This is a genomic window from Halorubrum sp. GN11_10-6_MGM (genome assembly GCF_005435165.1).
Classification (GTDB): Archaea; Halobacteriota; Halobacteria; order Halobacteriales; family Haloferacaceae; genus Halorubrum.
The window spans coordinates 208,756-232,459 of sequence record NZ_SGUC01000001.1 but is presented as its reverse complement, the minus strand read 5'-3'; the positions used below and the strand labels follow the sequence as shown (position 1 = coordinate 232,459).

24 protein-coding genes are annotated in these 23,704 nt (G+C 68.3%); 16 read left to right on the top strand and 8 right to left on the bottom strand.

The window, feature by feature from the left end:
- Positions 1-45 precede the first annotated feature (45 nt).
- Positions 46-726, bottom strand: coding sequence for a hypothetical protein (locus EXE46_RS01140; protein ID WP_137686665.1), 681 nt, complete (start codon positions 724-726; stop codon positions 46-48).
- Positions 723-1,667, bottom strand: coding sequence for an NAD(P)H-binding protein (locus EXE46_RS01135; protein WP_137686664.1), 945 nt, complete (start codon positions 1,665-1,667; stop codon positions 723-725). The genes EXE46_RS01140 and EXE46_RS01135 overlap by 4 nt, the downstream gene beginning before the upstream one ends.
- Positions 1,668-1,747: 80 nt before the next feature.
- Here EXE46_RS01135 and EXE46_RS01130 point away from each other — a divergent pair, with 80 nt between their 5' ends.
- The 4 genes from EXE46_RS01130 to EXE46_RS01115 are packed head-to-tail and all read left to right on the top strand — an operon-like array spanning position 1,748 to position 4,561.
- Positions 1,748-2,662, top strand: coding sequence for an MBL fold metallo-hydrolase (locus EXE46_RS01130; protein WP_137686663.1), 915 nt, complete (start codon positions 1,748-1,750; stop codon positions 2,660-2,662).
- Positions 2,663-2,719: 57 nt separating this feature from the next.
- A complete protein-coding gene (locus EXE46_RS01125) occupies positions 2,720-3,325 on the top strand; it encodes a hypothetical protein (protein ID WP_137686662.1) in 606 nt (201 codons plus the stop codon).
- A gap of 58 nt (positions 3,326-3,383) precedes the next feature.
- On the top strand, positions 3,384-3,932 hold the full coding sequence (locus EXE46_RS01120) for a hypothetical protein (protein ID WP_241981480.1): 549 nt from the start codon (positions 3,384-3,386) through the stop codon (positions 3,930-3,932).
- Positions 3,929-4,561 carry a YigZ family protein gene (locus tag EXE46_RS01115; protein WP_137686661.1) on the top strand — a complete coding sequence of 211 codons (633 nt, stop codon included), beginning with the start codon at positions 3,929-3,931 and terminating at the stop codon, positions 4,559-4,561. The genes EXE46_RS01120 and EXE46_RS01115 overlap by 4 nt, the downstream gene beginning before the upstream one ends.
- A gap of 52 nt (positions 4,562-4,613) precedes the next feature.
- Here EXE46_RS01115 and EXE46_RS01110 read toward each other — a convergent pair whose 3' ends face one another.
- Positions 4,614-6,251 (bottom strand): DNA-directed DNA polymerase II small subunit, encoded by a 1,638-nt coding sequence (locus EXE46_RS01110; RefSeq protein WP_137686660.1) that lies wholly within the window; start codon positions 6,249-6,251, stop codon positions 4,614-4,616.
- A gap of 147 nt (positions 6,252-6,398) precedes the next feature.
- Between EXE46_RS01110 and EXE46_RS01105 the strand changes: the two genes are divergently transcribed.
- Positions 6,399-7,475 (top strand): S26 family signal peptidase, encoded by a 1,077-nt coding sequence (locus EXE46_RS01105; protein WP_137686659.1) that lies wholly within the window; start codon positions 6,399-6,401, stop codon positions 7,473-7,475.
- A gap of 40 nt (positions 7,476-7,515) precedes the next feature.
- Here EXE46_RS01105 and EXE46_RS01100 read toward each other — a convergent pair whose 3' ends face one another.
- A complete protein-coding gene (locus EXE46_RS01100; RefSeq protein WP_137686658.1) occupies positions 7,516-9,468 on the bottom strand; it encodes a Cdc6/Cdc18 family protein in 1,953 nt (650 codons plus the stop codon).
- A gap of 992 nt (positions 9,469-10,460) precedes the next feature.
- Here EXE46_RS01100 and EXE46_RS01095 point away from each other — a divergent pair.
- The 3 genes from EXE46_RS01095 to EXE46_RS01085 are packed head-to-tail and all read left to right on the top strand — an operon-like array spanning position 10,461 to position 13,386.
- Positions 10,461-11,774, top strand: coding sequence for a CaiB/BaiF CoA-transferase family protein (locus EXE46_RS01095; RefSeq protein ID WP_137686657.1), 1,314 nt, complete (start codon positions 10,461-10,463; stop codon positions 11,772-11,774).
- Positions 11,774-12,964 carry a thiolase family protein gene (locus EXE46_RS01090; RefSeq protein ID WP_137686656.1) on the top strand — a complete coding sequence of 397 codons (1,191 nt, stop codon included), beginning with the start codon at positions 11,774-11,776 and terminating at the stop codon, positions 12,962-12,964. The genes EXE46_RS01095 and EXE46_RS01090 overlap by 1 nt, the downstream gene beginning before the upstream one ends.
- Complete coding sequence (locus EXE46_RS01085) at positions 12,961-13,386, top strand: hypothetical protein (protein WP_241981479.1); 426 nt, start codon at positions 12,961-12,963, stop codon at positions 13,384-13,386. The genes EXE46_RS01090 and EXE46_RS01085 overlap by 4 nt, the downstream gene beginning before the upstream one ends.
- Before the next feature lie 109 nt (positions 13,387-13,495).
- On the opposite strand, the gene EXE46_RS01080 is transcribed toward EXE46_RS01085, so the two are convergent.
- The gene (locus EXE46_RS01080) at positions 13,496-14,164 is read right to left on the bottom strand and encodes a TetR/AcrR family transcriptional regulator (protein ID WP_137686655.1); all 669 of its coding nucleotides are present in this window, start codon (positions 14,162-14,164) and stop codon (positions 13,496-13,498) included.
- Positions 14,165-14,272: 108 nt separating this feature from the next.
- Here EXE46_RS01080 and EXE46_RS01075 point away from each other — a divergent pair, with 108 nt between their 5' ends.
- Together EXE46_RS01075 and EXE46_RS01070 are read left to right on the top strand one after the other, a co-directional pair.
- Positions 14,273-15,628 (top strand): amidohydrolase family protein, encoded by a 1,356-nt coding sequence (locus EXE46_RS01075; protein WP_137686654.1) that lies wholly within the window; start codon positions 14,273-14,275, stop codon positions 15,626-15,628.
- 59 nt (positions 15,629-15,687) lie between these two features.
- On the top strand, positions 15,688-16,572 hold the full coding sequence (locus tag EXE46_RS01070) for a fumarylacetoacetate hydrolase family protein (RefSeq protein WP_137686653.1): 885 nt from the start codon (positions 15,688-15,690) through the stop codon (positions 16,570-16,572).
- 340 nt (positions 16,573-16,912) lie between these two features.
- Here the strand turns inward: EXE46_RS01070 and EXE46_RS01065 are convergent, their stop codons facing one another.
- On the bottom strand, positions 16,913-17,920 hold the full coding sequence (locus EXE46_RS01065; RefSeq protein ID WP_137686652.1) for a TatD family hydrolase: 1,008 nt from the start codon (positions 17,918-17,920) through the stop codon (positions 16,913-16,915).
- Between the two features lie 80 nt (positions 17,921-18,000).
- Here EXE46_RS01065 and EXE46_RS01060 point away from each other — a divergent pair, with 80 nt between their 5' ends.
- From EXE46_RS01060 to EXE46_RS01040, 5 genes are all read left to right on the top strand, one after another.
- Complete coding sequence (locus EXE46_RS01060; protein WP_137686651.1) at positions 18,001-19,074, top strand: sialidase family protein; 1,074 nt, start codon at positions 18,001-18,003, stop codon at positions 19,072-19,074.
- Positions 19,075-19,527: a DoxX family protein gene (locus tag EXE46_RS01055; protein ID WP_137686650.1), complete on the top strand. Its 453-nt coding sequence runs from the start codon at positions 19,075-19,077 to the stop codon at positions 19,525-19,527.
- Between the two features lie 313 nt (positions 19,528-19,840).
- Positions 19,841-20,482, top strand: a complete 642-nt coding sequence (locus EXE46_RS01050) for an Era-like GTP-binding protein (RefSeq protein ID WP_137686649.1) — start codon at positions 19,841-19,843, stop codon at positions 20,480-20,482.
- A complete protein-coding gene (locus tag EXE46_RS01045; RefSeq protein ID WP_137686648.1) occupies positions 20,482-20,895 on the top strand; it encodes a DUF2073 domain-containing protein in 414 nt (137 codons plus the stop codon). The genes EXE46_RS01050 and EXE46_RS01045 overlap by 1 nt, the downstream gene beginning before the upstream one ends.
- Positions 20,896-21,546 carry a Zn-ribbon containing protein gene (locus EXE46_RS01040; RefSeq protein ID WP_137686647.1) on the top strand — a complete coding sequence of 217 codons (651 nt, stop codon included), beginning with the start codon at positions 20,896-20,898 and terminating at the stop codon, positions 21,544-21,546.
- Between the two features lie 248 nt (positions 21,547-21,794).
- On the opposite strand, the gene EXE46_RS17565 is transcribed toward EXE46_RS01040, so the two are convergent.
- Positions 21,795-21,920 carry a hypothetical protein gene (locus EXE46_RS17565; RefSeq protein WP_255509405.1) on the bottom strand — a complete coding sequence of 42 codons (126 nt, stop codon included), beginning with the start codon at positions 21,918-21,920 and terminating at the stop codon, positions 21,795-21,797.
- On the opposite strand from EXE46_RS17565, the gene EXE46_RS01035 reads away from it, so the two are divergent.
- Complete coding sequence (locus EXE46_RS01035; protein WP_137686646.1) at positions 21,919-23,100, top strand: aspartate kinase; 1,182 nt, start codon at positions 21,919-21,921, stop codon at positions 23,098-23,100. The two genes, EXE46_RS17565 and EXE46_RS01035, sit on opposite strands and share 2 nt — an antisense overlap.
- Positions 23,101-23,119: 19 nt before the next feature.
- On the opposite strand, the gene EXE46_RS01030 is transcribed toward EXE46_RS01035, so the two are convergent.
- Positions 23,120-23,560: a hypothetical protein gene (locus EXE46_RS01030; RefSeq protein WP_137686645.1), complete on the bottom strand. Its 441-nt coding sequence runs from the start codon at positions 23,558-23,560 to the stop codon at positions 23,120-23,122.
- Between the last annotated feature and the right edge of the window lie 144 nt (positions 23,561-23,704).

The window sequence follows — 23,704 nt, the reverse complement described above, 5'->3', positions numbered from 1 at the left end:
CCGCCTGTAGTGGCGAGGCGCAGCGACGCGCCGCGAGCCGCGGGATCACGTGAGCCAGATCGCCAGCGAGCAGACGATCGCGACCGCGATCACGTGGCCGACCACCGCGCCGAGCAGGACGGGTTCTGTCAGGAGGAACGGCGCGAGCGCGAGCTGAACGACGGAAAAGCCGATGTTCTCGGCGTCGAGCCGGCGGACGGTCGCCCGCTCGTCGGGCGGGAGGTCGACGTGGACGGCGCGCCACAGCGCGACGACGGCGCTCCACCACGAGGTGCCGATGCGGTAGGTGAGGTCCCAGAGGACGAGCAGCGTGAGGTAGACGACGGGGAGCGGCGGATCCGGTCCGAAGAGCCGGTCGAGGAGGGTCGGTCCCGTCGCCCCGTCCCACGCGAACAGGTACGTTATCAGCGCGATGAACGCCAACACGCCCAACACGATCTCGATGCTCGACCCGAACAGCAGCCGCTTGTGTTCCGGCGGGGTGCCGAGGAGCCGGTTCTTGGCGCCCAACCGGTGCATCTCGACGCTGCCGACGGCGGCGACGACGACGGCGATCGTCCCGGCGACCACGGCGTTCCAGACCCCGTAGAACCAGCCGAGCGCCACCACGCCCACCTCGAAGATCGCGAACTGGAGCGCGACCGCCAGCGTCCGGGAGATTTTGAGTCCGGGAATACCGCCGACGAGGCTCTCGTACACCCACGTCTCGCCGTACTCGCGACTCACGCCCGGAGCCCCCGGAGCGTCGTCAGCCACGAGCGCTGCGCGTTCAGCGAGTCAGTGAGCGCGCGCGCGACCGCGAGCTCGAACGGCGTGCGTTCGATCGGAACGAGCTCGCGGATGCGCTCGTCCTCGACGATCACGGTGTTGCGGAGCCCCTCGACCAGCGATCGGGCGAGATAGGGGTTCACGTCGGTGACGAGCCGGAGCCAGCGGGCCGACAGGCCCGGGCTCAACACGGGGACCCTGACGATCCGGAGTCGGCCGCCGAGCTGTCGTCTCGTCCGCCGGAGGATCTCGGCGTAGGTCAGCACCTCGGGCCCGCCGATCTCGAAGGTCTCGCCCGCGGTCTCGGGAGCGTCGAGCGCGCCCGCGAGGTACGCGACCACGTCGGCGACCGCGATCGGCTGGCACAGCGTGTCGACCCACTTCGGGGTGACCATCACCGGGAGCCGCCGCGCGAGCCCGGCTATCACCTCGAAGCTCGCGCTGCCGGCGCCGATGATGATCGCGGCCCGGAGCGTCGTGAGCGCCGGGTCGCCGTCGGCGAGGATCCGTTCGACCTCGCGGCGCGACCGGAGGTGTTCGGAGAGCTCCTCGCGGTCCTCGCCGAGCCCCCCGAGGTAGATCACGCGGCCGGTCCCCGCTTCCGAGGCCGCCTCGGCGAAGTTCCGCGCGCAGTTCCGGTCCCGCTCCTCGTACCCCGGGCCGCCGTCCATCGAGTGGACGAGGTAGTAGGCGGCGTCGACCGCCTCGCCGTCGAGCTCGAACGCGGGCGGGAGCGTCTCCGGTTCCAAGAGGTCGCCCTCGACGACCGCGACGCCCTCGGGCGCGTCGTAGGCGTCGGCGTCGCGGACGAGCGCGACCACGTCGTGGCCGCGCGAGAGGAGCGTCGGAACGAGCCGGCTCCCGACGAATCCGGTCGCGCCGGTGACGAGCACTCGCATACCGTCCTCACGGGCGGCGCGACCATAAGCCTCGGCCCGCGGACCGATCGCTAGAAGTGCCCCCGGGTTCCTCGTTCGGTATGCGCGCTTGCGAGTTCGAACCGGTCCGCGGCGTCGAGGACCTGTACGTCCACGACACCGGGATGTTCGACACCGACGAGTACGGCGCCGTCTACGTGTACGACGCCGAGCGACCGATCGTGATAGACACCGGGACGGGGGCGAACCGAGAGGCGCTCTTCGAGAGCATCGAGGAGATCGGGATCGGCCGCGAGGAGCTCGCGTGGATCCTCCCGACGCACGCCCACCTCGACCACGCGGGCGGGGCGGGGTATCTCGCAGAGCGCTACCCGAACGCGGAGGTCCGCGTGCCCGAGAAGGGGGTCCGCCACCTCGTCGACCCCGGGGCGCTCGTCGCGGGAACCAAGTCGGCGGTCGAAGCGCAGTGGGCGTACTACGCCGAGCCGAAGCCGGTCCCGGACGACCGGATCGAGGGCGTCGCGGAGGGCGACCGGATCGACCTCGGGGACCGCGAGCTGGTCGTCCACGACGCACCCGGGCACGCGCCCCACCACGCGGTCTACCACGAGCCCGACGCGGACGTCGCGTTCGTCGCCGACGCCGCCGGCATCTACGTCCCCGAGATCGACGCCGTCACCCCGACGACGCCGCCGCCGCAGTTCGACTTCGAACAGTGTCTCGACGACATCCGGCTGATCGAGGAGCTCGACCCCGAAACGCTCTGTTTCGGCCACTTCGGGCCGCGGAGCTGTGACGCGGACCTGATCGGCGAGGCGAAGCGGGCGTACGTCGAGTGGGTCGAGCGGGTCCGGCAGAAACGCGCCGAACTCGGCGACGACGAGGCGGTCGTCGACCACTTCGAGGCGGCGAGCCGCGACATCGACTACTGGAACGCCGAGCGCGCCCGCGCGAACGCGAGCCTGAACGCGCGGGGCGTGTTGACGTACCTCGATTACGTCGACGACGAGGAGTGACGGGACCGGGGGGCCGACGGAAACGCCCTAAACCCCGCCGCACGTAGACCCGAGCAGATGGGCATCTTCGACACGATCCGGGCCGTGCTCGGGACGAGCGCCGAGACCGACGCGACCCGCGAGGCGGACCCCGAGGACCTCTTCGGGATGTCGACCGCGTATCTGACGATGGAGGCGGACCTCCGCTACGACCACTGCGGCGAGGCCGCGCTGTGTTTCTCCGGGATGGACAGCACTCGCTTCGACGAGGCGGTCGAGACCGTCGAGGCGATACTGGAAGCCGGCGAGATCGACACCGGTACCGGCTTCCACCGTCACGAGGACGACCACGGCTACCAGTGGTTCGTCCTCGAAGACGACGACCCCGAGGACCTCGTGACCAGCGTCCACTTCGCGGCCGACCAGTTCATCGAGGAGGGGTTCGGGTCGCGGCTGCTCGCGGCCGTGTTCGGCTTCGAGAACGACGACGGGCCGGCCTACTGGATCTACTCGTTCCGGCGCGGCGCCTACTACCCGTTCGCGCCGCGGGGGACGAGCGACCGGAACCAGCGGGTCGAGTTCAAGCTCCAGTCGGTCCTCGACGGCGAGCTCGGCTTGGAGGACGACGAGTCGTACTGGTACCCGCTGTGGCCCGACGCGCCCGGGAACCACCCGTGGGAGTGAGCCCCGACGTGAGAGCGAGTCCGGACGTGCGAGCGAGCCCCGAGCCGACGGTGATCCGATGAGCGGCGAGCGCGACCCGGCCCGGGGGGCGGACCTCGGCCACGGACCGGACGCAGAAGGCCGGAACACCCCGAAAAAGCGCCTGCTTCGCGGCGTCGCCGTCCAGACCACGACCGTCGCGGCCGCGGTCCATCTGCTGTGGGCGTGGCCGCGGCTCGGCTCGCCCCCGGACGCGCGCCCGTACTTCTTCCTCGCCGGGAGCGCGCTCGCGGTAGCGGTCGCCGTCGCGACGCTCCGAGCCGGGGAGTACCGCCGGCTGTACGCGCTCGGCGCGGGGACACTCGGGGCGTTCCTCGGCGGGTTCCTCGCGTGGCACGGGACCGACGCGGCCGCGGCGCTCGCGGCGGAGCCGCTGGCGATGGTGGCGGCGATAGTCGAGGTCGTCGGAGTCGGCGCCTTCCTCGCGCTGTACCGCCTCGCGCCGCCGACGAGCGTCGTCGTCGAACGCCGGCGGGGAGGAGAGTCGGACGGAGACGAGGACGCGGACGTGGAGGAGGACGCGGACGGGGACGGAGACGAAGACGCGGAGGAGGGGCGAACGCCGTGAGCGACGCGTATCGGACGGTGGCCGAGCGCGCGACCGCGCGGTTCGAGGTCCAGGGGTCGGAGTTCCTCGGCCACGTCGCCCCCGTCGACACGGTCGAGGCGGCGGAGGCGTTCGTCGCGGCGGTCCGCGAGGAGTACGGCGACGCGACCCACAACGTGCCCGCGTACCGGGTCCCGGCCGGCGAGCCCTCCGAGCGCGCCCCGGGATCGGAGCCGATGCTCAGGGAGTACTCGTCGGACGACGGCGAGCCGACCGGCTCGGCGGGAAAGCCCGCACTCAACGTCCTCCAGCAGCGCGAGGTCCGGAACGTCGTCGCGGTGGTGACCCGGTACTACGGCGGGACGAACCTCGGGGTCGGGGGGCTCTCGCGCGCCTACTCGCGCGCGGTGAAGGAAGCCGTCAACGCGGCCGGCGTGATCGAGGAGCGGCCGCACCGGAGCCTCGTCGTCGAGACCGAGTACGACGACTCGGGGACGGTCCGAGGCGTGATCGAGTCGACGGGCGTCGAGTTCGACGCCGACTACGGCGAGCGGGTCCGGTTCGACATCCGGGTCCCGGTGGCGGAGGTCGACGCCCTCCGAGAGCGGCTCAACGACGCGACGAGCGGCCGGGTGAGGATCGACCGCTAGCGACCGACCGCGAAGCGACCACGGGGGTCCGGTCGCTCGGCGGGGAGTCGAGCTACGAGAACTTCCGGACGGTCATGTCGAGCGTGTCGAGGTCGAGTATGGGGGCGTAGCCGGCGTCGGGGTCGATGTTGACGGACTTCTGGAAGTCGGTCTGGGCCTGCCAGCAGCCGGAGTTGACCGCGAGCACGTTGTGGTACTTTCCCCACCCGAGCTTGTGGACGTGGCCGGTGTGGAACACGTCGGGCACGTCCTCGATGACGAGGTAGTCCCGGTCCTCGGGCGCGACGCGGGTGTGGCCGCCGAACTGTGGCGCGACGTGGCGCTTCTTCAGCAGCTGGTACATCGCCTTGTGGGGTTCGTCGTAGCTCGCCTTCTCCTCGGGCAGCTCCGCGATCACCTCGTCGAGCGAGACGCCGTGGTACATCAGCACCTCGACGCCCTCGACGGAGACCGTGGCCGGGTTCGAGACGATCCGGGCGTCGTGGACGTCCATGATGGAGCGGATCTCGTCGTCGAACCCGGGCTGCGGCTCGGCGAGCCGGACGGCGTCGTGGTTGCCCGGGATCATCACGACCTCGGTGTCGGCCGGCACCTCCTTCAGGTGTTCCGCGAACGCCTCGTACTGCTCGTAGATGTCGACGATGTCGAGCTCCTCGTCCTGATTCGGATAGACGCCCACCCCCTCGACCATGTCGCCCGCGAGCAGCAGGTACTCCACGGGGTCGGCCTCGGGCGTGTGGAGCCAGTCCGTGAAGCTGTGCCACGCGTCGGCCATGAACTCGTCGCTGCCGACGTGGACGTCGGAGATCAGCGCGGCTTGGACGTGGCGGTCGGCCCCGCCGGGGCGGTGCGTGCGGGGGACGTCCGGGAAGTGGAGCGAGTCCGCGAAGAGGATGCCGGCGTCGTCCGCGAGCGTCCCCTCGACGGCGACGCACTCGTCTAAGAGGATCTCGTCGACCACGTCGGCGAGGCCCTTGTCCTTCATCACGAGCGCGGGGAACGTTCCGGTGGTGTCCTCCAGTTCGATCAGCCAGTGGCCCGACTTCGTGGAGCGGACGTCGTTGACTAAGCCGATCATCGCGGCGTCGCTGCCGCCCGGCATGTTTGCGATCGCCTCGGCGGGCCGGTGGTTGACGCGGCCGCGGAGGATCTTCGAGAGTCGCTCGTAGCGGTCGCGGAACGTCGTGACGAAGTCCGCGTACTCGCCGGTTCCGGTGCTGCGACCGGTCATGTCGTTACCGACCTCTAGCTCGCGCAGGTCGGGATCGCGAGAGCGGTCGGCGTCGGGAGAGCGGTCGGCGTCGGGCGGCGAGGTGTCAGTCGACGGGGCGTCGGGCGGCGAGGTGTCAGTCGATGAGACGTTGGTCGCCCCGGAGGCGATCGGGTCGGCCGTCGCGGTATCGGGGACTGGTTCGGACCCTCCGACTTCGCCGGGTAGAGACCCCTCCGTTTCGACTGGAGATTGTCCGGGCTCGTCGGGGGAAGCGGCCGCTCCGTCGGCGTCGGCGATCGCCTCGCGGACGTGGTCGGCAGTGATACGGAGGGCGTCGTCGGGGGCGCGGTCGACGGCGGCCGCGACGGCGGCGGCCGGGTCCGTCGAGCTCGCGAGCAGCGTGACCGCCTCGCGTTCGGCGTTGTAGCCGCGCTCCGCGAGGGCTTTCGCGATCCGTGCGTTCGACTCCAGCGGCACGATACCCGAAAGGGAGGTCTCGGGCAAAACCGTTCCGGAGCGGTCGACCGGGATCTCGTCGACCGGAGCCGACGCACCGGGTCGAAGGCCGCGTCGACGCGCGCGCGACCCGGAAGCTTATGAACGGAACCTCCCAAGGGCGACGTAATGGACGAAGGGGATCGGCCGACGGAGACCGACGAGTCGGCCGGTCGAGACGATACCGAAGACGGGTCTGCGACGGCTCCGGACGAGACTGACGACCGGATTCCCGACGAGACCGACGACCGGATCCCCAACGAGACCGACGACCGGGTTCCCGATGAGGCCGACGACCGGATTCCCAACGAACCCGACGAGCGGGATCTGTCCGATCGAGGCGGAGACAGATCGGGTAGCGGACCCCCTGAGAGCGAGAGTGAAGGTGACGCTGGGGGCGAGCCCGAGTCGTCCAGGGTCTCGTCGACCGACGGCGCCTCCCGCCTCGACGGAGACGCCGACTGGGAGAGCCGATCCGCGTCGACGGACCCGTCTGCTACCGGAGCGGACGAATCGCTGTTGTATCGGTTCCGGCACGACCGCGACGGCGTGTTGATGTGGATCCGGGAGATGCTGTCGAGCGTCGCCGTCGTGCTGCTGGTCGGACTCCTGCTGTTCGGCGTCAGCGGCGTGTGGCCGCCCATGGTCGCCGTCGAGTCGGGGAGCATGGAGCCGAACATGCGAGTCGGCGATCTCGTGTTCGTCACCGAACCCGGCCGGCTCGCACCGGACGCGGCGGAGAACGGCGTGGGCGTCGTCACCCACGAGGTGGGCCAAGAGGTCGACTACCGGACGTTCGGCTCGTACGGATCGGTGATGATCTACAGCCCGCCGGATCGGGCGGGGTCACCGATCATCCACCGGGCGATGTTCCACGTGAACGAGGGGGAGAACTGGTACGACCGCGCCGACGCGGAGTATCACAACGCCGTCGACTGCGGGTCGCTCGCCAACTGCCCGGCGCCGCACGACGGGTACATCACGCTGGGCGACAACAACGGCGCCTACGACCAGGCCAGCGGGCTTTCACCCCCGGTCAGGGCCGAGTGGGTGAACGGGGTGGCGCGGGCTCGGGTTCCGTTCCTCGGATACATCCGCCTGATCGCGACGGGACAGGTGGAGCTGAACGAGGCCATAACGCGGACGATCGGAGCCACCCTCCCGCCGGTGTCGGCGAGCTCCTTCGGCGCGAACGCTGCGGCATAACGGGGACCTCCTTCGGCGCGAACGCCGCGGCGTAACGGCGTCAGTTGTCGAACCGCGCCTGAACGAACGGCTGGGCGTTCTCGATGTCGCCGAGCCGAGAGTCCGACAGGAGGACCGCTTCCGTCTCCTCGACCGGGACGGAGAGGCCCATCTCCTTCGTCCGGCCGTAGCGGCCCTTCGAGACGACGACGGCGTTGACGATCCCGAGCATGTCGAGTTCGCTGATGAGGTCGGTGACGCGCCGCTGGGTCAGGACGTCCGCGTCGATCTCCTCGCAGAGGCGCTTGTAGATGTTGAACACCTCGCCGGTGTTGATGTTGTGGACGCCGTTCTTCTCAAGGAGGATGACGGCGAACAGGACGATCTTGCTCTGAGTCGGGAGGGTGCGGACGACCTCGACGACGCGGTCAAGCTCGATCTTGTCTTGGGCCTGTCGGACGTGCTTCTCCGCGACGATTTCGGCCTGCGAGCGCTCGGCGAGCTCGCCCGCGGTGCGGAGGAGGTCGAGCGCGCGTCGCGCGTCGCCGTGTTCCTGCGCGGCGAACGCGGCGCAAAGGGGGATCACGTCGTCGGTGAGCGCGTCGGGTTTGAACGCGGTGTCGGCGCGGTGCTGGAGGATGTCGCGGAGCTGGTTGGCGTCGTACGGCGGGAAGACGATCTCCTCCTCGCCGAGGCTCGACTTGACGCGGGGGTCGAGGAAGTCGGTGAACTTCAGGTCGTTCGAGATACCCATGATCGAGATGCGCGAGCGGTCGAGCTCGGAGTTCATCCGCGAGAGGTTATACAGCGTGTCGTCGCCGCTCTTCTCGACGAGCTTGTCGATCTCGTCGAGCATGATCACGACCACCCGCTCGTGGTAGTCGACCGCCTCGAAGAACGTCGAGTAGACGCGGTCGGTGGGCCACCCCGTCATCGGCACCTCCTCCATCTCTTCGGCGTCGGATTCGAGGGTCTCGATCCGGTCGTCGAGGGCGTCGACCGAGTCGAACTCGGTGTCGGCGAGGGCGGCGCCCGCGTCGCGGCCCGCGGTTTCCGCGGCGTCCGTCGCGTCCGCGCGGAGGCCTTCGAGTCGTTCCAGCCGGTCGGCGATCACCGCCTGGTTCTCCTCGATGAAGGTGTTCGCGAGCTGCGCGAGGACGCGGTACTGGGTGTCCGTCACCTCGCAGTTGATGTACTCGACCTCGCAGGGAACGTCGTACTTCTGGGAGGTGGACTCGAGCTCCTGTGAGACGAACTTCGCCGAGGCGGTCTTCCCGGTCCCCGTCTTCCCGTAGATGAGGATGTTCGAAGGGGTCTCGCCGCGGAGCGCGGAGACGAGGATGGTCGCCATCCGGTTGATCTGGTCGTTGCGGTGCGGGAGTTCGTGGGGCGTGTACGAGGGGCGGAGGACCTCCTTGTTCTCGAATATCGGCTCGCCCGAGAGGAGGTCGTCGAACAGCCCCTGGTTGTCCTCGTCGTCGTCGAGGACGACGCCGTCGAAGTCGACGTCGGGCGACGATCGGTCGCGGCCGCCGTTGTCGAGCCCCGCCGTTTCGGGTCGAGCGCCGGTCGAAAGCGAGGCCGCGTCGGAATCGGATTCGGTGGGGCCAGGATTCGATTCGGTGGGGTCGGAGTCTAGTTCGGTGGGGTCGGTCTCGGTTGGAGCGTCGGGATTGAACGCGTCGGTGTCGGCCTCGTCGGTGTCGGCCTCGTCGGTGTCGGCCTCGTCGGCATCAGCACTCTCGACCGCGAATTTTCCGGCTCCAGGATCGTCGGCCTCGAGGTCTTCGCTATCAGAGCCGTCATCGTCGAGGTCGTCAGGGCTGTCGGAGTCGTCGAAGTCGTCGGGGTCGTCAGCGGTTGGAGTCCGAGACCGACCCCGTGGAGTCCCGTCGGAGTCGCTGCTATGGTCCGGTTCGTCGCCGTCGTCCAGGTCGTCGCTATCGTTCGGGTCGTCGCCGTTGTCCGGGCCGATACCGCCGTCGGCCCGCGATGTGTGATCGCATTCGTCCATGTGAACCCCCCTGTTTCAAGTGGAGACGGTCGCGCAAGTCGATTCAGACGCCGTCTCCGGTCCGAAATACGGATCCGTGGTCAGATCTGCGAGCGACCACGTCCAGTTGATACAGTCGAACCAGATGAAGAGATGGTACAAAAGTGTTCCTCTCTGGAGTTGAAACGCTCCCCCTCGCGTTATGTGAGGGTTATCACGGTAGTGAGATACGCCGATCGATGCGTCAGTCGGATCTGTCGAGAGGTCGAGTCGATCGCAGCGATGCTCGCTAGAACTCCGTGACGGCTTCCCCACGTCTCGCCGACGTATCCGAGTTAGTCCACGTGTCGGAGGACAAGCATCGTGACGGGGCACAGTCTTGGTGTACCCGACCCGGGAGCTTCGTCAGCGTGCCTGTGGGGCTCGTAATCCCACTGGTAGCCACACTGGCCACCGGTAACTACACGGGCAGTTCAGCTCCCGTTTCCGTCTCGTCAGTCTCGTCGGTCTTGTCAGTCTTGTCTGTCTCATCGATCTCGTCCCGTTCCTCTTCATGGCATTTGATTTTCACGACAGATGTCACCCCCACACCCCTTCGTTTCGGGTGGAACGGCAGATAGGGGGAGGGGGAGGTGAGGCGGGTTTATTATACCGGTGGATTTATATTAGAGACTGTAGAACAGTACCCTCGACAATCTGTCCTAGATTATATTTGTTGTGTTGTAGTTGTTTTATGATATATCTACAGTGAAATCATCTAGTCGCATCCAAACCGAGCCCGGACATCCACCAACCACCCCGAACCGTCGGGTAGTTCCACCCGAAACGAAGGGGTGGGGGGCACGGTCCTTCCCGTCGTTTCGGGTAGACACCGTCGTCGATGCCGACGAGCTGCGGCGTTCTACTGACGACCCATCAACGAACATCACGGTCGTCGCCGGTAGTTTTACCACCCGGTAAACACACCGTACGTGTACCATGAGACGGCTCCCCACGTCAGACGAGGTGGTCCGATGACCGATGCCAGCGGTACCGAAAGTCACGCCCCTACGAGCGGCGGGAAGATCCTAGAAGGCGTCACGGTCCTCGACCTCTCGACGTTCGTCACCGGCGGCTTCTGCTCGGCGATGCTGGCGAACCAGGGCGCGGAGGTCGTCAAGATCGAACAACCCGGATACGGCGACGCCGTCCGCCACTCCGGTCCGCCGTTTATCAAGGGCGAGTCGCCGTACTACTGGACCCTGAGCTACGGGAAGAAGAGCCTCGAACTCGACCTGAAGAACGACGACGCCAAGGAGGCCCTGTACGAGCTCGTCGAAGAGGCGGACATCTTCATCCAGAACTTCCGACCGGGCACCGCCGAGCGGCTCGACGTCGACTACGACACCCTGACCGAGCACAACGAGGACCTGATCTACCTCGCGATCTCCGCGTTCGGCCAGACCGGCCCGTGGCGCGAGCGCTCCGGGTACGACCTCCTCATTCAGGGGATGAGCGGGATCATGAGCGTCACCGGCGAAGCCGATCGCCAACCCGTCAAAGTCGGCCTGCCGATAACGGACCTGATCACGGCGATGTGGGCCGCCTTCGGCGCGACGACCGCCCTCTACCGCAGAGAGCAAACGGGCGATGGCGAGTATATCGACCTCGGGATGCTCGAAGCCACCCTGCCGTGGCTCACCAAGCAGGCCGGGATGGTGTTCGCGGGCGAGGAGACGAAGCGCATGGGGACGAAGGACCCGGTTCTCGCCCCGTACCAGACGTTCGAGACGAAAGACGGGTTCATCAACATCTGTATCCTCAACGAGAAGCTCTGGGGCGAGCTCTGCGAGGCGCTCGACCGGCCCGACCTCCCCGAGGACGACCGCTTCGAGATGAACGCGGACCGCGTGGAGCACCTCGACGAACTGGAGGCCGAAATCGAGGCCACTCTCGCCGACAAGACGACCGACGAGTGGATCGAGGTCATCGCCGAGGACGCCGGCGTCCCCGCCGGTCCGGTGTACAGCGTCGAGGAGGCGCTCGACAGCCCGCAGATCGAGGCCCGCGGGACCGTCACCGAGATCGAGCATCCCGAACTCGGCGAGGTACCCGTCATCGAACACCCGCTCAAGTTCCGCAACGCGGAGAGCGGCTTCGAGCTTCCGCCGCCGCTCTTAGGCGAACACAACCGCGAGGTGTTCCGGGAACACGGCTACTCCGAGGCCGAGATCGACCGCCTCGCGGAACTGGGCGTGTTCGGCGACGACGCGGACGCCGACGACGCGGATGCTGACGACGCGGACGCTGACGACGCAGACGTCGACGACGGGGACACCGACGACTGATGGGGTCGAACGCGACGGACTCCACCGGCGTCCGCGTCGCGGGCGTCGGCATGACTCCGTTCGAGAGCGATTCGGGGCGCTCCCTCAGCGATCTGGCCGCCGCGGCCGCCGAGCGCGCCCTAGACGACGCCGCGGTCGACCCCGCGGCCGTCGACGCGCTCCACGTCGGCAACGCCCTCGCCGAAGCGCTCGACGAGAGTGCGGGCCTCGCGAACGCGCTCGCGGCCGCGCTCGGTCTCGACGGCGCGTCCGCCGACCGGATCGAGAACACGAGCGCGACCGGCGCCAGCGCCTTTCACCGCGGCGTCGAGACCCTTCGCAGCGGCGTCGAGAGCAGCGAAGCCGACACCGTTCTCGTCGTCGGCGCCGAGAAGATGTCCGCGGGCGACACGCGGGACGTCACCGAGGCGATCAGCCGCCTCGTCCACCGTCGCGAGTACGCGCAGGGGATCACGCTCCCTTCGTTCGGCGGCCTCGCCGCGGGCGCCTACCTCGACCGCTACGACGCTCCCCGGGAGGCGCTCGCCGCGGTCGCGGCGAAGAACCACGGCAACGCGGTCGACAACCCCGTCGCGCAGTTCCGGAAGCCGATCGACGTCGAGGACGCGCTCGACTCTCCGGTCGTCGCCGCACCGCTCCGGCTGTACGACTGCTGTCCGATGTCCGACGGCGCCGCCGCGGTCGTCCTGACCCGCGCCGGTCGCGACGACTCCGAGGACCGGACCGGCCCGCGCGTCGCGGGTATCGCGAGCGCGACGGGCACCCACGCCGTCGCCGAGCGTCCCGACCCGCTCTCGATCGACTCGGTCCGGACCGCGGGCGAGCGCGTCTTCGACCGCGCCGGAGTCCGCCCGGACGACGTCGACGTCGCCTGTATCCACGACGCGTTCACCGTCCTCGAACTGATCGAACTCGAAGAGCTCGGGTTCTACGAGACCGGCACCGCGTGGGAGGCGACGCTCGACGGCGACACCGCGCTCGACGGCGAACTCCCGGTCAACCCCGGCGGCGGGCTCAAGGCCCGCGGGCATCCCCTCGGCGCGACCGGCCTCTCGCAGATCGTCGAACTCGTGTGGCAGCTCCGGGGGGACCTCCCCGAAAACCGCCGCGTCGACGGCGCGGAGACGGCCTTCGCGATCAACGTCGCCGGGTTCGGGAACAACAGCGTCTGTACGGTGTTGCGCGCATGACGGGTTCCGACCGCGCCCACTCCGACCGCTCCCTTGAGGAGACGATTGCCGAGGGCTCCGGCGCTCCGGGTTTCGACCGCGACATCCCCGCGGACCGCGCGTTCGCCTGTGACGACTGCGGCCGACGCTGGTACTACGACCGGCGCCGGTGCCCGGACTGCGGCCGCTCGTCGGCGGACGCATCGACGGTTCCACTCGAAACGGGGGAGGTCGTCGCGACGACCACCGTCGAGACTACGCCGCCGGACGTCCGCGCACCGAATCACCTCGCGCTGGCCCGGTTCGACGAGGTCCAGCTGATCGCGCAGGCCGCCGCCGGCGACCTCTCGCCCGGCGACGCCGTGCGGTTCGAGGGCTCTCACCGACTTCGAGAGAGCCGCGACCGGACCGATCCACGGCTCGTCGCGGTCGACGACGCCTGATCGCGGACCTCGGCCTCACCGGACTTCGTCCTCGACGAAAAGAACAAACAGCGGGGCCGGTGCCGGCCTCGACGGGAAACGGTGACCTCGACGGGAAACGCGCCGCCGACTACTCCGTCCGTTCGAGCGACTCCAGGATGAACTCGTCTATCGCCTTCCGCGCCTCCTCGGGCGCGTCCTCGTGACCGAGCGAGATGCGGCGCCCGCGCGCGGCGTGGATCACGTCGGTCACCAGCTGCCCCATCCGCTCGGCGTCGACGTCGCGGAAGACGCCCTGCTCTATCCCCTCCTCGACGACCTCGACGATGCTGCCGCGGATGCGCTCGTAATGCTCGTTGAACACCTCGCGGTGGTCGCCGTCGTTTTGCGCCTGCGTGTACAGCTCGTGGTACACCTTCATCCGGTCCCAGTGGCTGAACTCCTCGAACTCGGGGCCGAACAGACACTGGTCGACCCGAGCGCGGAGTTCGGTCCGCGGGTCGTCGTCGCCGTCGACGACCACGCTGCCCTCGTACTGGTCGATGATGTGTTCGAGGAACGAGGACATGAGGTCGTACTTCCCGTCGAAGTGGTAGTGGATGACCTGCCGGGTGAGGTCCATCTCCTCGCCGATGTCGCGCATCCGGAGGTCCTTGTACCCGTGTTTGCTCAGCGCGCGGAAGGTGGCCTCCATGATCACCTCCTTCGTGTCCTTCGAGGAGACCGTCTCGCCGCCGTCGGCGTCGTCGGTCGGCGACTCGACCGATTCGCTCGCCGATCCGTCTTGTGATTCGCTCATACCCACACTCTACGTGTGAGGTACATAATACGATTGCTCCGCCAACGCCGCTCCCAAGTTTACTGCCCGGTAAATTTTTAACCTCTTGGTCAAACCCTATTATCGAACATGACACAGACGATCGTGCGAAACGGAACCGTGGTCTCGCTCGACCCGGACGTCGGGGAGTTCGACGAGGCCGACGTCCTGATCGAGGACGGGGAAATCGTCGAGGTCGGAACCGGACTGTCGGCGTCGAACGCGGAGGAGATCGACGCCTCCGGGAAGATCGTCGTCCCCGGCTTCGTCGACTCGCACATCCACCTCGCGCAGACGCAGGTACGCGGCATCGCCGGCGACTGGTCGCTGATGAACGAGTACTTCGACCACATGCTCGGCAACATCACCGGGCTCTACCGGCCGGAGGACATGTATCTCGGCGGTCTCTTCGGCGCCTTCGAGAAGCTCCACACCGGCACGACCACCGCCCTCGACTGGTCGTACCCGAACACGCTCGAACACGGCGAACGCGCCGTCGACGCCCTCAAGGACGCCGGAATCCGTGCCGTGTACACCTACGGTCCGCCGGGCGACGACTCGGCGAAGTGGTGGTACGAGAGCGACGTCGGCCTCCCCGAGGAGAACATCCGCGAGCTCCGCGAGGAGAAGCTCCGCGACGACGACCGGCTCAGCCTCGCGCTCGGGCTCCGCGGTCCCGACTTCTGTACCGAGGAGACCGCCCGCGCCGACCTCGAACTCGCCCGCGATCTGGGCGTCCTCTCGACGATCCACATGGGCGCCGCGCTGTGGCCCTCGTCCGAGTACGGCGGCGACTACCAGGGATTCGGCTGCCTCGAAGACGAGCTCGGCCCCGACGTCAACGTCGCTCACGGGAACCACTTCTCGCAGGAGGACATCGACCACGCCGTCGAGCAGGGGGTCTCCTTCTCGTCGACGCCCGAAGTCGAGATGCAGATGGGCCACGGCATCCCCGTCACCGGGAAGGTGCTCGAAGCCGGCGGGCGCCCGACGTGGGGCGTCGACGTCTGCTCGAACGTCAGCGGCGACATGGGGAGTCAGATGCGGATCGGGATGCAGCTCCAGCGCATGTTCGACAACCAGAAGATCCTCGAAGGCGACGAGGAGGTCACCGAAGTCAGTATCTCGGCGCGCGACACCCTCGAAATGGCCACGGTCGAGGGCGCGAAGGCGCTCGGACTCGACGACGAGATCGGCACCATCACGCCCGGCAAGCGCGCCGACCTCGTGCTGTTCGACGCGACCGACTTCATGACCGCGCCCTCGCACTCGCCGATCCAGACCGTCGTGTTCCAGGCCGACCCCTCGCACATCGACACCGTCCTCGTCGACGGCGAGGTCGTCAAGCGCGACGGCGAACTGACGAACCCGAAGGTCGACGAGGAGTTCGACCGGTTCGTCGCCTCCGGCGAGCGCCTCCTCGACGAGGCCGGGATCGACCTGTAACGCCCGCCGCGCAGTTTCTCTAACCGAACTCACCCCTTAACGTACTCCACTCAGTTCACATGCGAATCGGACAATACCGAACGACGGACGCACAGACACCGTGGGCCGGCGTCGCGACCGACGCCGGCGTCGTCGACCTCGCCGAGGCCGGCGCCGCCGCCGGGGTCCACGTCCCCGAACGAACGAGCGACCTCCTCGCCGACTGGGAGTGGCGCCGGAAGGTCGACCTCGCGGTCGAGTACGCCGAATCGACCGGCGTCGGCGTCCGCGACCCAGCCGACCTCGACCGCGCCGCCCCCGTCGACGACCCGCAGAAGGTCGTCTGCGTCGGGCTGAACTACCGCGACCACGCCGAGGAGGGCGACAACGAGATCCCGGACGAGCCGGTCCTCTTCTCGAAGTTCCCGACCTCGGTCGTCGGCCCGGACGACCCGGTCCGCTGGGACCCCGAGTACACCGAGAAGGTCGACTACGAGGCCGAGCTCGTCGCCGTGATCGGCGAGGAGGCTCGCCGCGTCGACCCCGACGAGGCCATGGACCACGTCGCCGGCTTCACCGTCGGCAACGACGTCTCCGCGCGCGACCTCCAGCACGGCGACGGCCAGTGGGTCCGCGGGAAGAGCCTCGACACCTTCGCCCCCACCGGCCCCGACCTCGTCACGACCGACGAGGTGGGCGACCCGCACGATCTGGACATCTTCGCCGAGATCAACGGCGAGCGCCTTCAAGAGTCGTCGACCGAGAACCTGATCTTCGGCATCGACGAGCTGATCTCGTTCTGTAGTCGGGCGTTCACCCTGAAGCCGGGGGATCTGGTGTTCACCGGCACGCCGCCCGGCGTCGGCGTCTACCGCGAGCCCCCGGTCCTGCTCGGCGACGGCGATTCGGTTACTATCGGCGTCGAGGGCGTCGGCGAGATGACGAACGAGTTCGTTACTGAGTAATCGGATCGCTGTCCGGTACTTCCGTGTGGTCTCTCGGGAACCGGACCGAGACGAACACTTCCGAAGCCCCAGTCGCGAGGACGCCGTACGCTCGCTGCGCTCCTCGCTCAGTCGCTACCGCTCCTTCGCTGTGGTGCTTGCGTCGCCTACGGCGTCCTCGCGACTGCCCCTTCGAGTCCCACCCCGTACCGCACAGTAACCGCACCTCACGCCTCCCCAGCCTCGTCGGTCGCCTCCGCTTCGCTCCGGCGACCGACTCCCTCGCGCGGTGCTGTTCGCGGTCGCCGATGGCGACCGCTCACAGGCACGCGCCACCGCACCGCAAACTCATTTAAATAGGCTATTCGGCCAGCCCGAACACGTCCCGCGGGTTCTCGTAGACGACGGTCCGGATGTCGTCGACGTCGATCCCGTAGCGGTACAGCTCGAAGATCGCCCGTTTCACCGCGTACGGGTCGGTCCGGAGCACGTTCGCGCAGTCCGTGTCGATCATGATCCGGTCGGCGCCGTACTCGTCGATAGCGTTCGCCACGTCGGCGGCGTCGACGCCCACGAGCCACGAGTGGCCGATGGTGTAGCTTAGGTAGCAGTCCGTTTCCGTCATGAGGTACTCGGTGTTGTTCGCGTCCGCGTGCGACGCGACGACCCGTTCCTCGTCGAGGCCGGCGTCCGCGGCCGCCTCCACGTCGCGTTTCACCGCCTCCAGCGCGGGGTTGTCGCCGTCGAGGACCGGCTCCGTCCCGAGCCCCGCGTTCTTCTCGTAACCCGGCGTGACGCCGAGGTCGTCGCGGTACTCGCGCTTCGCGTCCGGCGTCGTGTTCGGCGTGTGGAGGAGGACCGGGAGGTCGTGGTCGTCGGCCAGCGCCATCTGCGCCTCGACGACCGCCTGCTGTTCGTCGACGTCCCAGCGCTCGACGTGCTGGCTCGGGACCACGCCGGTCTCGCCGACGGCGACCACCTCGTCGAGCGCGCAGTAGTCGTCCATCGCGGTCAGCAGCTCGTCGGGGTTCTCGATCCGGACCCCGGTGTGAACGCCGAGCCCCAGCTTCGCCTCGAAGAAGTGGTTGCGCTCGATCGCCCGCCGGCGGTTGATCGCGTCGTCCCACAAAAAGCGGATGTCGCTCGCCTCGACCGGCTTGTAGGGCGTCCAGTGGTACCCCGACGACACCATCATCATCGAGCGACAGCCGGAGAGCGCGTACCGCTCGCGGTCCTCCCACGAGAGGGTGTGGGCGTGGTTGTGGGGGTCGATCCACGGGAGGTTCAGCAGCTCGGTCGGGAGCTCGGGGTCCGACTCGTCGAGGTGCGCGGCGTCGGTCGGGCGGACGGTGGCGTTCGGCGCTGTCATGCCACCACGGTTCGGCCCCCGGCCACTTAGCGTTTTACAGGTTGGTAAAACTTTATTACGCGCCCCGCTCACTCACGGATATGACACTGTTGATCGGGACAGACTCCGGGCTGTACCGAGCCGACGACGTCCCCTTCGAGCGCGGCGACCTCGACCACGTCCTCGACTGCGGGGTCGTCACCGCCGTGAAGTCGTGGGACCACACCGAAGGCGTCTTCGTCGCCTCTTCCGAGGGCGCGTACCGCTCCGTCGACGGTGGCGAGACGTGGACCGACCTCGAAGTCCCGCTCGGCGACCGATTCTGGCACGCCGGGCAGAGCGAGGTGTGGTCGATCCTCGCGACCGCGGACGGCGCGCTGTACGCCGGCACCAACGACCCCTACATCTTCCGCTCGGTCGACGGGGGCGAGACGTGGACCGAGCAGAAGGGGTTCCGCGAGCTCCCCTCCCGGGGTCACTGGGAGTCGCCGATCGACCCGCACTACGCACGCCTCCGCGCGCTGGAAACGGTCCCCGGACGCCCCGAGACCCTGATCGCGGGCGTCGAGGCCGGCGGCATCCACGTCAGCCGCGACGGTGGCCGCACGTGGTCCGACCACCGCGACGCCATCGTCGACGACGTCCATCAGATCCTGCCGATCTCGGAGGACGTCTGGCTGGCGGCGACCGGCTACCTCGACCACGACCTGGAGAACCTCGGGCTCGGCCACGCGGTCGGCGAGGGCGGCCTGTGGCGGACCACCGACGCCGGCGAGTCGTTCGAGCGGCTCGACGTCGGCAGCGACTTCTCGTACGTCCGGCGGGTGTTCGTCCACGACGGGCGGGTGTTCTACTGCGGCGGCGAGGAGGCGCCGCCCGCGTGGGTGAACGACGACCACGGGGTCGCCTTATTCGAGTCGACCAACTTTGGCCGCGACTTCGAGCGCGTCGCCTTCCCCGGCGAACCCCACGAGGTCATCGAGACGTGGGACGTGCTCGACGGCGACGTGATCTGCGGCTCCGGCCTCTTCGACGTGCCGGACCAGCGCGACGACGTGGAGGGACGGATCATGCGGCGGCTCGACGGGAGCGACGGCGATGGAACGGGCGACGGCCCGACCTACGAGACGGTCGGTCGCGTCGACGCGAACGTCAGCCGGATCGAGGTGGTCTGAATGGCGGACGAATCCGACTCCCCGTCCGAGCCGGCGTCCGCGTCCGACGACGGCGGCCGTAACGCCCCCTCGCTGCTCGGCCGATCGCTGTACGGCGGCGTCCTCGCGTACATGGCCCTCGACGGGTTCAAGAACAACGACAAGCGCGTCGCCGTCGCCGAGGAGAAGGGCGTCCCGATGCCGGACGTCCTCGTCCCGTTCGTCACGGGGATGCTGTTCGTCGCCAACCTCGGGATCGTCCTCTGGCGGCTCCCGCGGGCGGCCGCGGGCGCGCTCGTCGTCTTCTTCCTCGGGACGACGCCCGCCATCCACGACTTCTGGACGATGGAGGGGAAAGAGCGCCACGGCAACAAGATCAACTTCCTGAAGAACCTCGCACTGCTCGGCGGCGCGCTCGTCTTCCTCGACGCCGCCAACGAGAGCGACGGCGAACGCGGGCCCGACGAGGAGTAGCTCGGTTCCGCACCCGCTCTCGCCTCGACGCTTCCGGTTCCGCACCCGCTCTCGCCTCGACGCTTCCGGTTCCGCACCCGCTCTCGCCTCGGCGCGTTCGGTGCCGCATCCGACCTCGCCGCAGCGCTCTCGATCCGAATTTCGCGGTCGTCCGGCGCCGACGCTCCGGATCGGCGATGTCTGACGCAGTTCTTAAGTGAGAGCGGTGAGGATCGTACCGTAATCCCCCGAACAGGCGTCGAGCGCGCGGATCGAACGGCGGCGCGGAACGACCGCGGTGTTCGGGTCAACCACACACGGACTGGAGGTCAGGATGGGACTGCTCACGAATCTCAGAGACAGCATATCGCGGGTCACAGACGGCCTGTTCGCGGACGACGAGCCCAAACGAATTGGGATCTACGGACCGCCGAACGCCGGTAAAACGACCCTCGCAAACCGGATCGCACGCGACTGGACGGGTGACGCCGTCGGGCCCGAGAGCCACATCCCCCACGAGACTCGCCGGGCCCGCCGGAAAGAGAACGTGGAGATCGAGCGCAACGGGCGCAAGGTCACTATCGACATCGTCGACACCCCCGGGGTGACGACGAAGGTCGACTACAAGGAGTTCTTGGACCACGACATGGAGAAGGACGACGCAGTCCGCCGATCGCGCGAGGCGACCGAGGGCGTCGCGGAGGCGATGCACTGGCTCCGCGAGGACGTCGACGGCGTCATCTACGTGCTCGACTCCACCACGGACCCGTTCACGCAGGTGAACACGATGCTGATCGGGATCATCGAGTCGCAGGACCTCCCCGCGCTCATCCTCGCGAACAAGACGGACCTTGAGGGGTCGGACGTCCAGCAGATCGCGAACGCCTTCCCGCAACACGAGACGATTCCGCTGTCCGCGCTGGAGGGCGACAACATGGACGAAGTGTACACCAAAATCGCGGAGTACTTCGGCTAATGCCCGGCCCGGAAGCCAACGTCGACGCCGCGGACGACCCCGACGACTCCGGCGACGGCGTTCGGATCGACATGATAAGCGGCGCGCGGATGGAGGGGCTCACGAGCATGGAGAAGATCCGGCTCATCCTCGACGGGGTCCGCGAGGGAAACATCGTCATCCTCGAAGAGGGGCTCTCCCCCGACGAGGAGTCGAAGCTCATCGAGGTGACGATGACCGAGATCAGTCCCGACGACTTCACCGGCATCGAGATCGAGACGTACCCGAAGGCCGAGGCGGGCAATCAGAGCTTCCTCGACAAGCTGATGGGCCGGGAGTCGACCCAGAAGCTCACGGTGATCGGCCCGGCGAACCGCATCGAGACCCTCCACAAGGACGAGAACCTCATCAGCACGCTCGTCTCCCGCAAGTAGATGCCCCACCAGTGTACCTCCTGCGGGCGGACGTTCCCCGACGGCTCCAAGGAGATGCTGTCGGGCTGTCCCGACTGCGGCGGCAACAAGTTCCAGTTCAAGCCCGCCGGCGCGACCGATGACGTCCCCGCCGACGACGCCGGTCGAGCGTCCGGATCGTCCCCCGCGGACGACGCGACCGATCGTCGTCCGAGCGCTCCCGCGGACGCGACGCCGAGCGATCAGGCCGAGTCGACACCGAACGATCAGGCCGAGCCGACGCCGAGCGAGCAAGTCGGGTCGACGCCGAGCGACGCCGACGCCCCGACCGAATCCGACGGCACGGAGCAGATCGCGGACCGGAGCGACGAGGACACCGCGCAGGCGAGCGCGCGCTCCGAGGTGGTGTCGCCCGACGAGCTCGACCGTGCGAGCCGAGAGGTCGACGCCGCCGAGCCCTCGCAGCTGGCCGACGAGGAGACCCAACCCGGAATCGACGCGCTCCGCGACGAGCTCAACGACCAGTTCGAGAGCATCCGCATCGTCAGTCCCGGGCAGTACGAGCTCAACCTGATGGAGCTGTACGACAGACAGGAGTACATCATCTCCCTCCAGGAGGACGGCCGGTACGTCATCGAGATGCCCGACGCGTGGGGCATTCAAGACGAGTAGCGGCCGTCCACCTGATCCGCCTTCCTCCGTGACGCCGCGCGCGCAGCCGCTCTCTTCTGTCGCACCCGCAGCCGCTTTCTTCCATCGCACCCCCGCCGTTTTCTTCCACCCCCCGACCGCCGACTTCGGTGATCGTCCGTTCCGTTCCTTCCGCCGCGGAGTCGCCGATTCGTACGGTTCTCCGATTCGCGCGACCCTTGTCGAAGAAGATACTGTTATCCGGCTTCCTGCGCTACGGAGTCGCATGTTTACCGATCGCTTCCGCCGCCCGGGCCGGGATTCCGGCGCCGGTTCGTCACCCGCCGTCCCGCTCGCTCGACGCCGACCGTCAGCCCGAGACCGATCGTCTCGGTCGCGAAACGGGGTAGCCGCATGCGCGTAGTCGCCAAGTTCGGGGGCACGAGCCTCGGCAGCGGCGACCGGATCGAGCGCGCGGCCGACTCGGTGGCGAGCGCGGTCGCGGCCGGCCACGAGATCGCGGTCGTCGCGAGCGCGATGGGGTCGACCACGGACGACCTCCTCGACGACATCACCTTCGAGACGGACGACGCCGACCGCGCGGAGATCGTCTCGATGGGCGAGCGAACCAGCGTCCGAATGTTGAAGGCCGCGCTGTCGGTCCGCGACGTCGACGCCGTCTTCCTCGAACCCGGGCACCCGGACTGGCCCGTCATCACGGACGAGCGCGGCGAGGTCGACGTCGCGGAGACGAAGAAGCGCGCGAGAGAGATCGCCGCCGACATGGACGGCGTCGTCCCGATCATCACCGGCTTCCTCGCCGAGGACCACGACGGGAACGTCACCACGCTCGGTCGCGGCGGCTCGGACACGACCGCGGTGATGCTCGGCAACTACATGGACGCCGACGAGGTCGTCATCGTCACCGACGTGGAAGGCGTGATGACCGGCGACCCGCGGGTGGTCGAGGGCGCGCGCAACGTCGGCCAGATCACCGTCGACGAGCTGCGGAACCTCTCCTTCCGCGGCGCCGAGGTGGTCGCCCCGTCCGCGCTCTCGTACAAGGACGAGGACCTCGCGGTTCGGGTCGTCCACTACCAGCACGGCGACCTGCTCCGCGGGGGGACCCGGATCGAGGGAGAGTTCGAGAGCCTGATCGACATGCGCGAGGAGCCGCTGGCGTGTCTCACCATCGCGGGCCGCGCGATCCGCAACCGCCCCGGGATCCTCTCCGAGCTGGCGAACGCGCTCCGCGCCGAGGAGATCAACATCGACGCGGTCGCCTCCGGGATGGACTCGGTCACCTTCTACGTCGACGTCGACGTCGCCGAGACCGCGGAGGCGCTGCTCCACGAGGCGGTCGTCGCCGACGATGCGCTCTCATCCGTCACCGTCGCCGACCCCATCGCCGCGATCCGCGTCACGGGCGGCGAGCTCCCCAACCAGTCGGGCGTCATTCAGGACATCATCGCCCCCATCGCGGACGCCGGCATCAACATCATCGACCTGATCACGAGCGCCACCTCGGTCGCGGTGTTCGTCGACTGGGACGACCGCGAGGAGGCGCTCGAGATCGTTCAGGACCGCTTCGACTGAGCGGCGACGGACTTTCTTCTCAACCGCTTTCTTCCGGGTCGAACCGGTACCGCGTCGTCGGCGCGCCGTCGATCCGCGGCCCCGAGCCGACGGCCTCGAATCCGACCGACTCGGCCGCGTCGCCCGCGGTCCCGTCGGCCGGGAGGACGGCCTCGACCGACATCGCCTCCCGGGTCGCGAACCCCACCGGCTCCTCGAACAGCCGCCACATCGCGTCGACGTCGCCCTCGACGTTCGTCACGTGGACGACGCCGTCGCGCGCGTCGAACGCGACGAACCCCGCGACCGCGTCGGCCGGGGTGTCCGAGCCGTCGTCCGCCTCGCCGGTCGCCGCGGCGTCGTCCGCCACCGCGACGCGCACCGACCGGTCGTGGATCATGTCGCGGACGACACCTCGGGGGCGGCCCGTCATCGATCCCAAGGCCGCGGCGTCGGCCTCGACCGCGTCGCGAACTCGCATACCTCCGCACTCTCGCCCGAGGGGATAAAATCGCCGCCGGTCGGACGATCCACCTCTCGCCGCCGACCGGATGATTTTAACGACCGGCGGACGCAGGATCGCGTATGAACAAACCAACCAAGATCGTTGCCGGGACTGTCGGCG

Excerpts from the sequence above, each read along its gene's own strand:
- EXE46_RS01135 (WP_137686664.1), bottom strand. The coding sequence starts at position 1,667 with ATGCGAGTGCTCGTCACCGGCGCGACCGGATTCGTCGGGAGCCGGCTC.
- EXE46_RS01130 (WP_137686663.1), top strand. The coding sequence starts at position 1,748 with ATGCGCGCTTGCGAGTTCGAACCGGTCCGCGGCGTCGAGGACCTGTAC.
- EXE46_RS01125 (WP_137686662.1), top strand. The coding sequence starts at position 2,720 with ATGGGCATCTTCGACACGATCCGGGCCGTGCTCGGGACGAGCGCCGAG.
- EXE46_RS01120 (WP_241981480.1), top strand. The coding sequence starts at position 3,384 with ATGAGCGGCGAGCGCGACCCGGCCCGGGGGGCGGACCTCGGCCACGGA.
- EXE46_RS01105 (WP_137686659.1), top strand. The coding sequence starts at position 6,399 with ATGGACGAAGGGGATCGGCCGACGGAGACCGACGAGTCGGCCGGTCGA.
- EXE46_RS01100 (WP_137686658.1), bottom strand. The coding sequence starts at position 9,468 with ATGGACGAATGCGATCACACATCGCGGGCCGACGGCGGTATCGGCCCG.
- EXE46_RS01095 (WP_137686657.1), top strand. The coding sequence starts at position 10,461 with ATGACCGATGCCAGCGGTACCGAAAGTCACGCCCCTACGAGCGGCGGG.
- EXE46_RS01090 (WP_137686656.1), top strand. The coding sequence starts at position 11,774 with ATGGGGTCGAACGCGACGGACTCCACCGGCGTCCGCGTCGCGGGCGTC.
- EXE46_RS01085 (WP_241981479.1), top strand. The coding sequence starts at position 12,961 with ATGACGGGTTCCGACCGCGCCCACTCCGACCGCTCCCTTGAGGAGACG.
- EXE46_RS01080 (WP_137686655.1), bottom strand. The coding sequence starts at position 14,164 with ATGAGCGAATCACAAGACGGATCGGCGAGCGAATCGGTCGAGTCGCCG.
- EXE46_RS01075 (WP_137686654.1), top strand. The coding sequence starts at position 14,273 with ATGACACAGACGATCGTGCGAAACGGAACCGTGGTCTCGCTCGACCCG.
- EXE46_RS01070 (WP_137686653.1), top strand. The coding sequence starts at position 15,688 with ATGCGAATCGGACAATACCGAACGACGGACGCACAGACACCGTGGGCC.
- EXE46_RS01065 (WP_137686652.1), bottom strand. The coding sequence starts at position 17,920 with ATGACAGCGCCGAACGCCACCGTCCGCCCGACCGACGCCGCGCACCTC.
- EXE46_RS01060 (WP_137686651.1), top strand. The coding sequence starts at position 18,001 with ATGACACTGTTGATCGGGACAGACTCCGGGCTGTACCGAGCCGACGAC.
- EXE46_RS01055 (WP_137686650.1), top strand. The coding sequence starts at position 19,075 with ATGGCGGACGAATCCGACTCCCCGTCCGAGCCGGCGTCCGCGTCCGAC.
- EXE46_RS01050 (WP_137686649.1), top strand. The coding sequence starts at position 19,841 with ATGGGACTGCTCACGAATCTCAGAGACAGCATATCGCGGGTCACAGAC.
- EXE46_RS01045 (WP_137686648.1), top strand. The coding sequence starts at position 20,482 with ATGCCCGGCCCGGAAGCCAACGTCGACGCCGCGGACGACCCCGACGAC.
- EXE46_RS01040 (WP_137686647.1), top strand. The coding sequence starts at position 20,896 with ATGCCCCACCAGTGTACCTCCTGCGGGCGGACGTTCCCCGACGGCTCC.
- EXE46_RS01035 (WP_137686646.1), top strand. The coding sequence starts at position 21,919 with ATGCGCGTAGTCGCCAAGTTCGGGGGCACGAGCCTCGGCAGCGGCGAC.
- EXE46_RS17565 (WP_255509405.1), bottom strand. The coding sequence starts at position 21,920 with ATGCGGCTACCCCGTTTCGCGACCGAGACGATCGGTCTCGGGCTGACG.
- EXE46_RS01030 (WP_137686645.1), bottom strand. The coding sequence starts at position 23,560 with ATGCGAGTTCGCGACGCGGTCGAGGCCGACGCCGCGGCCTTGGGATCG.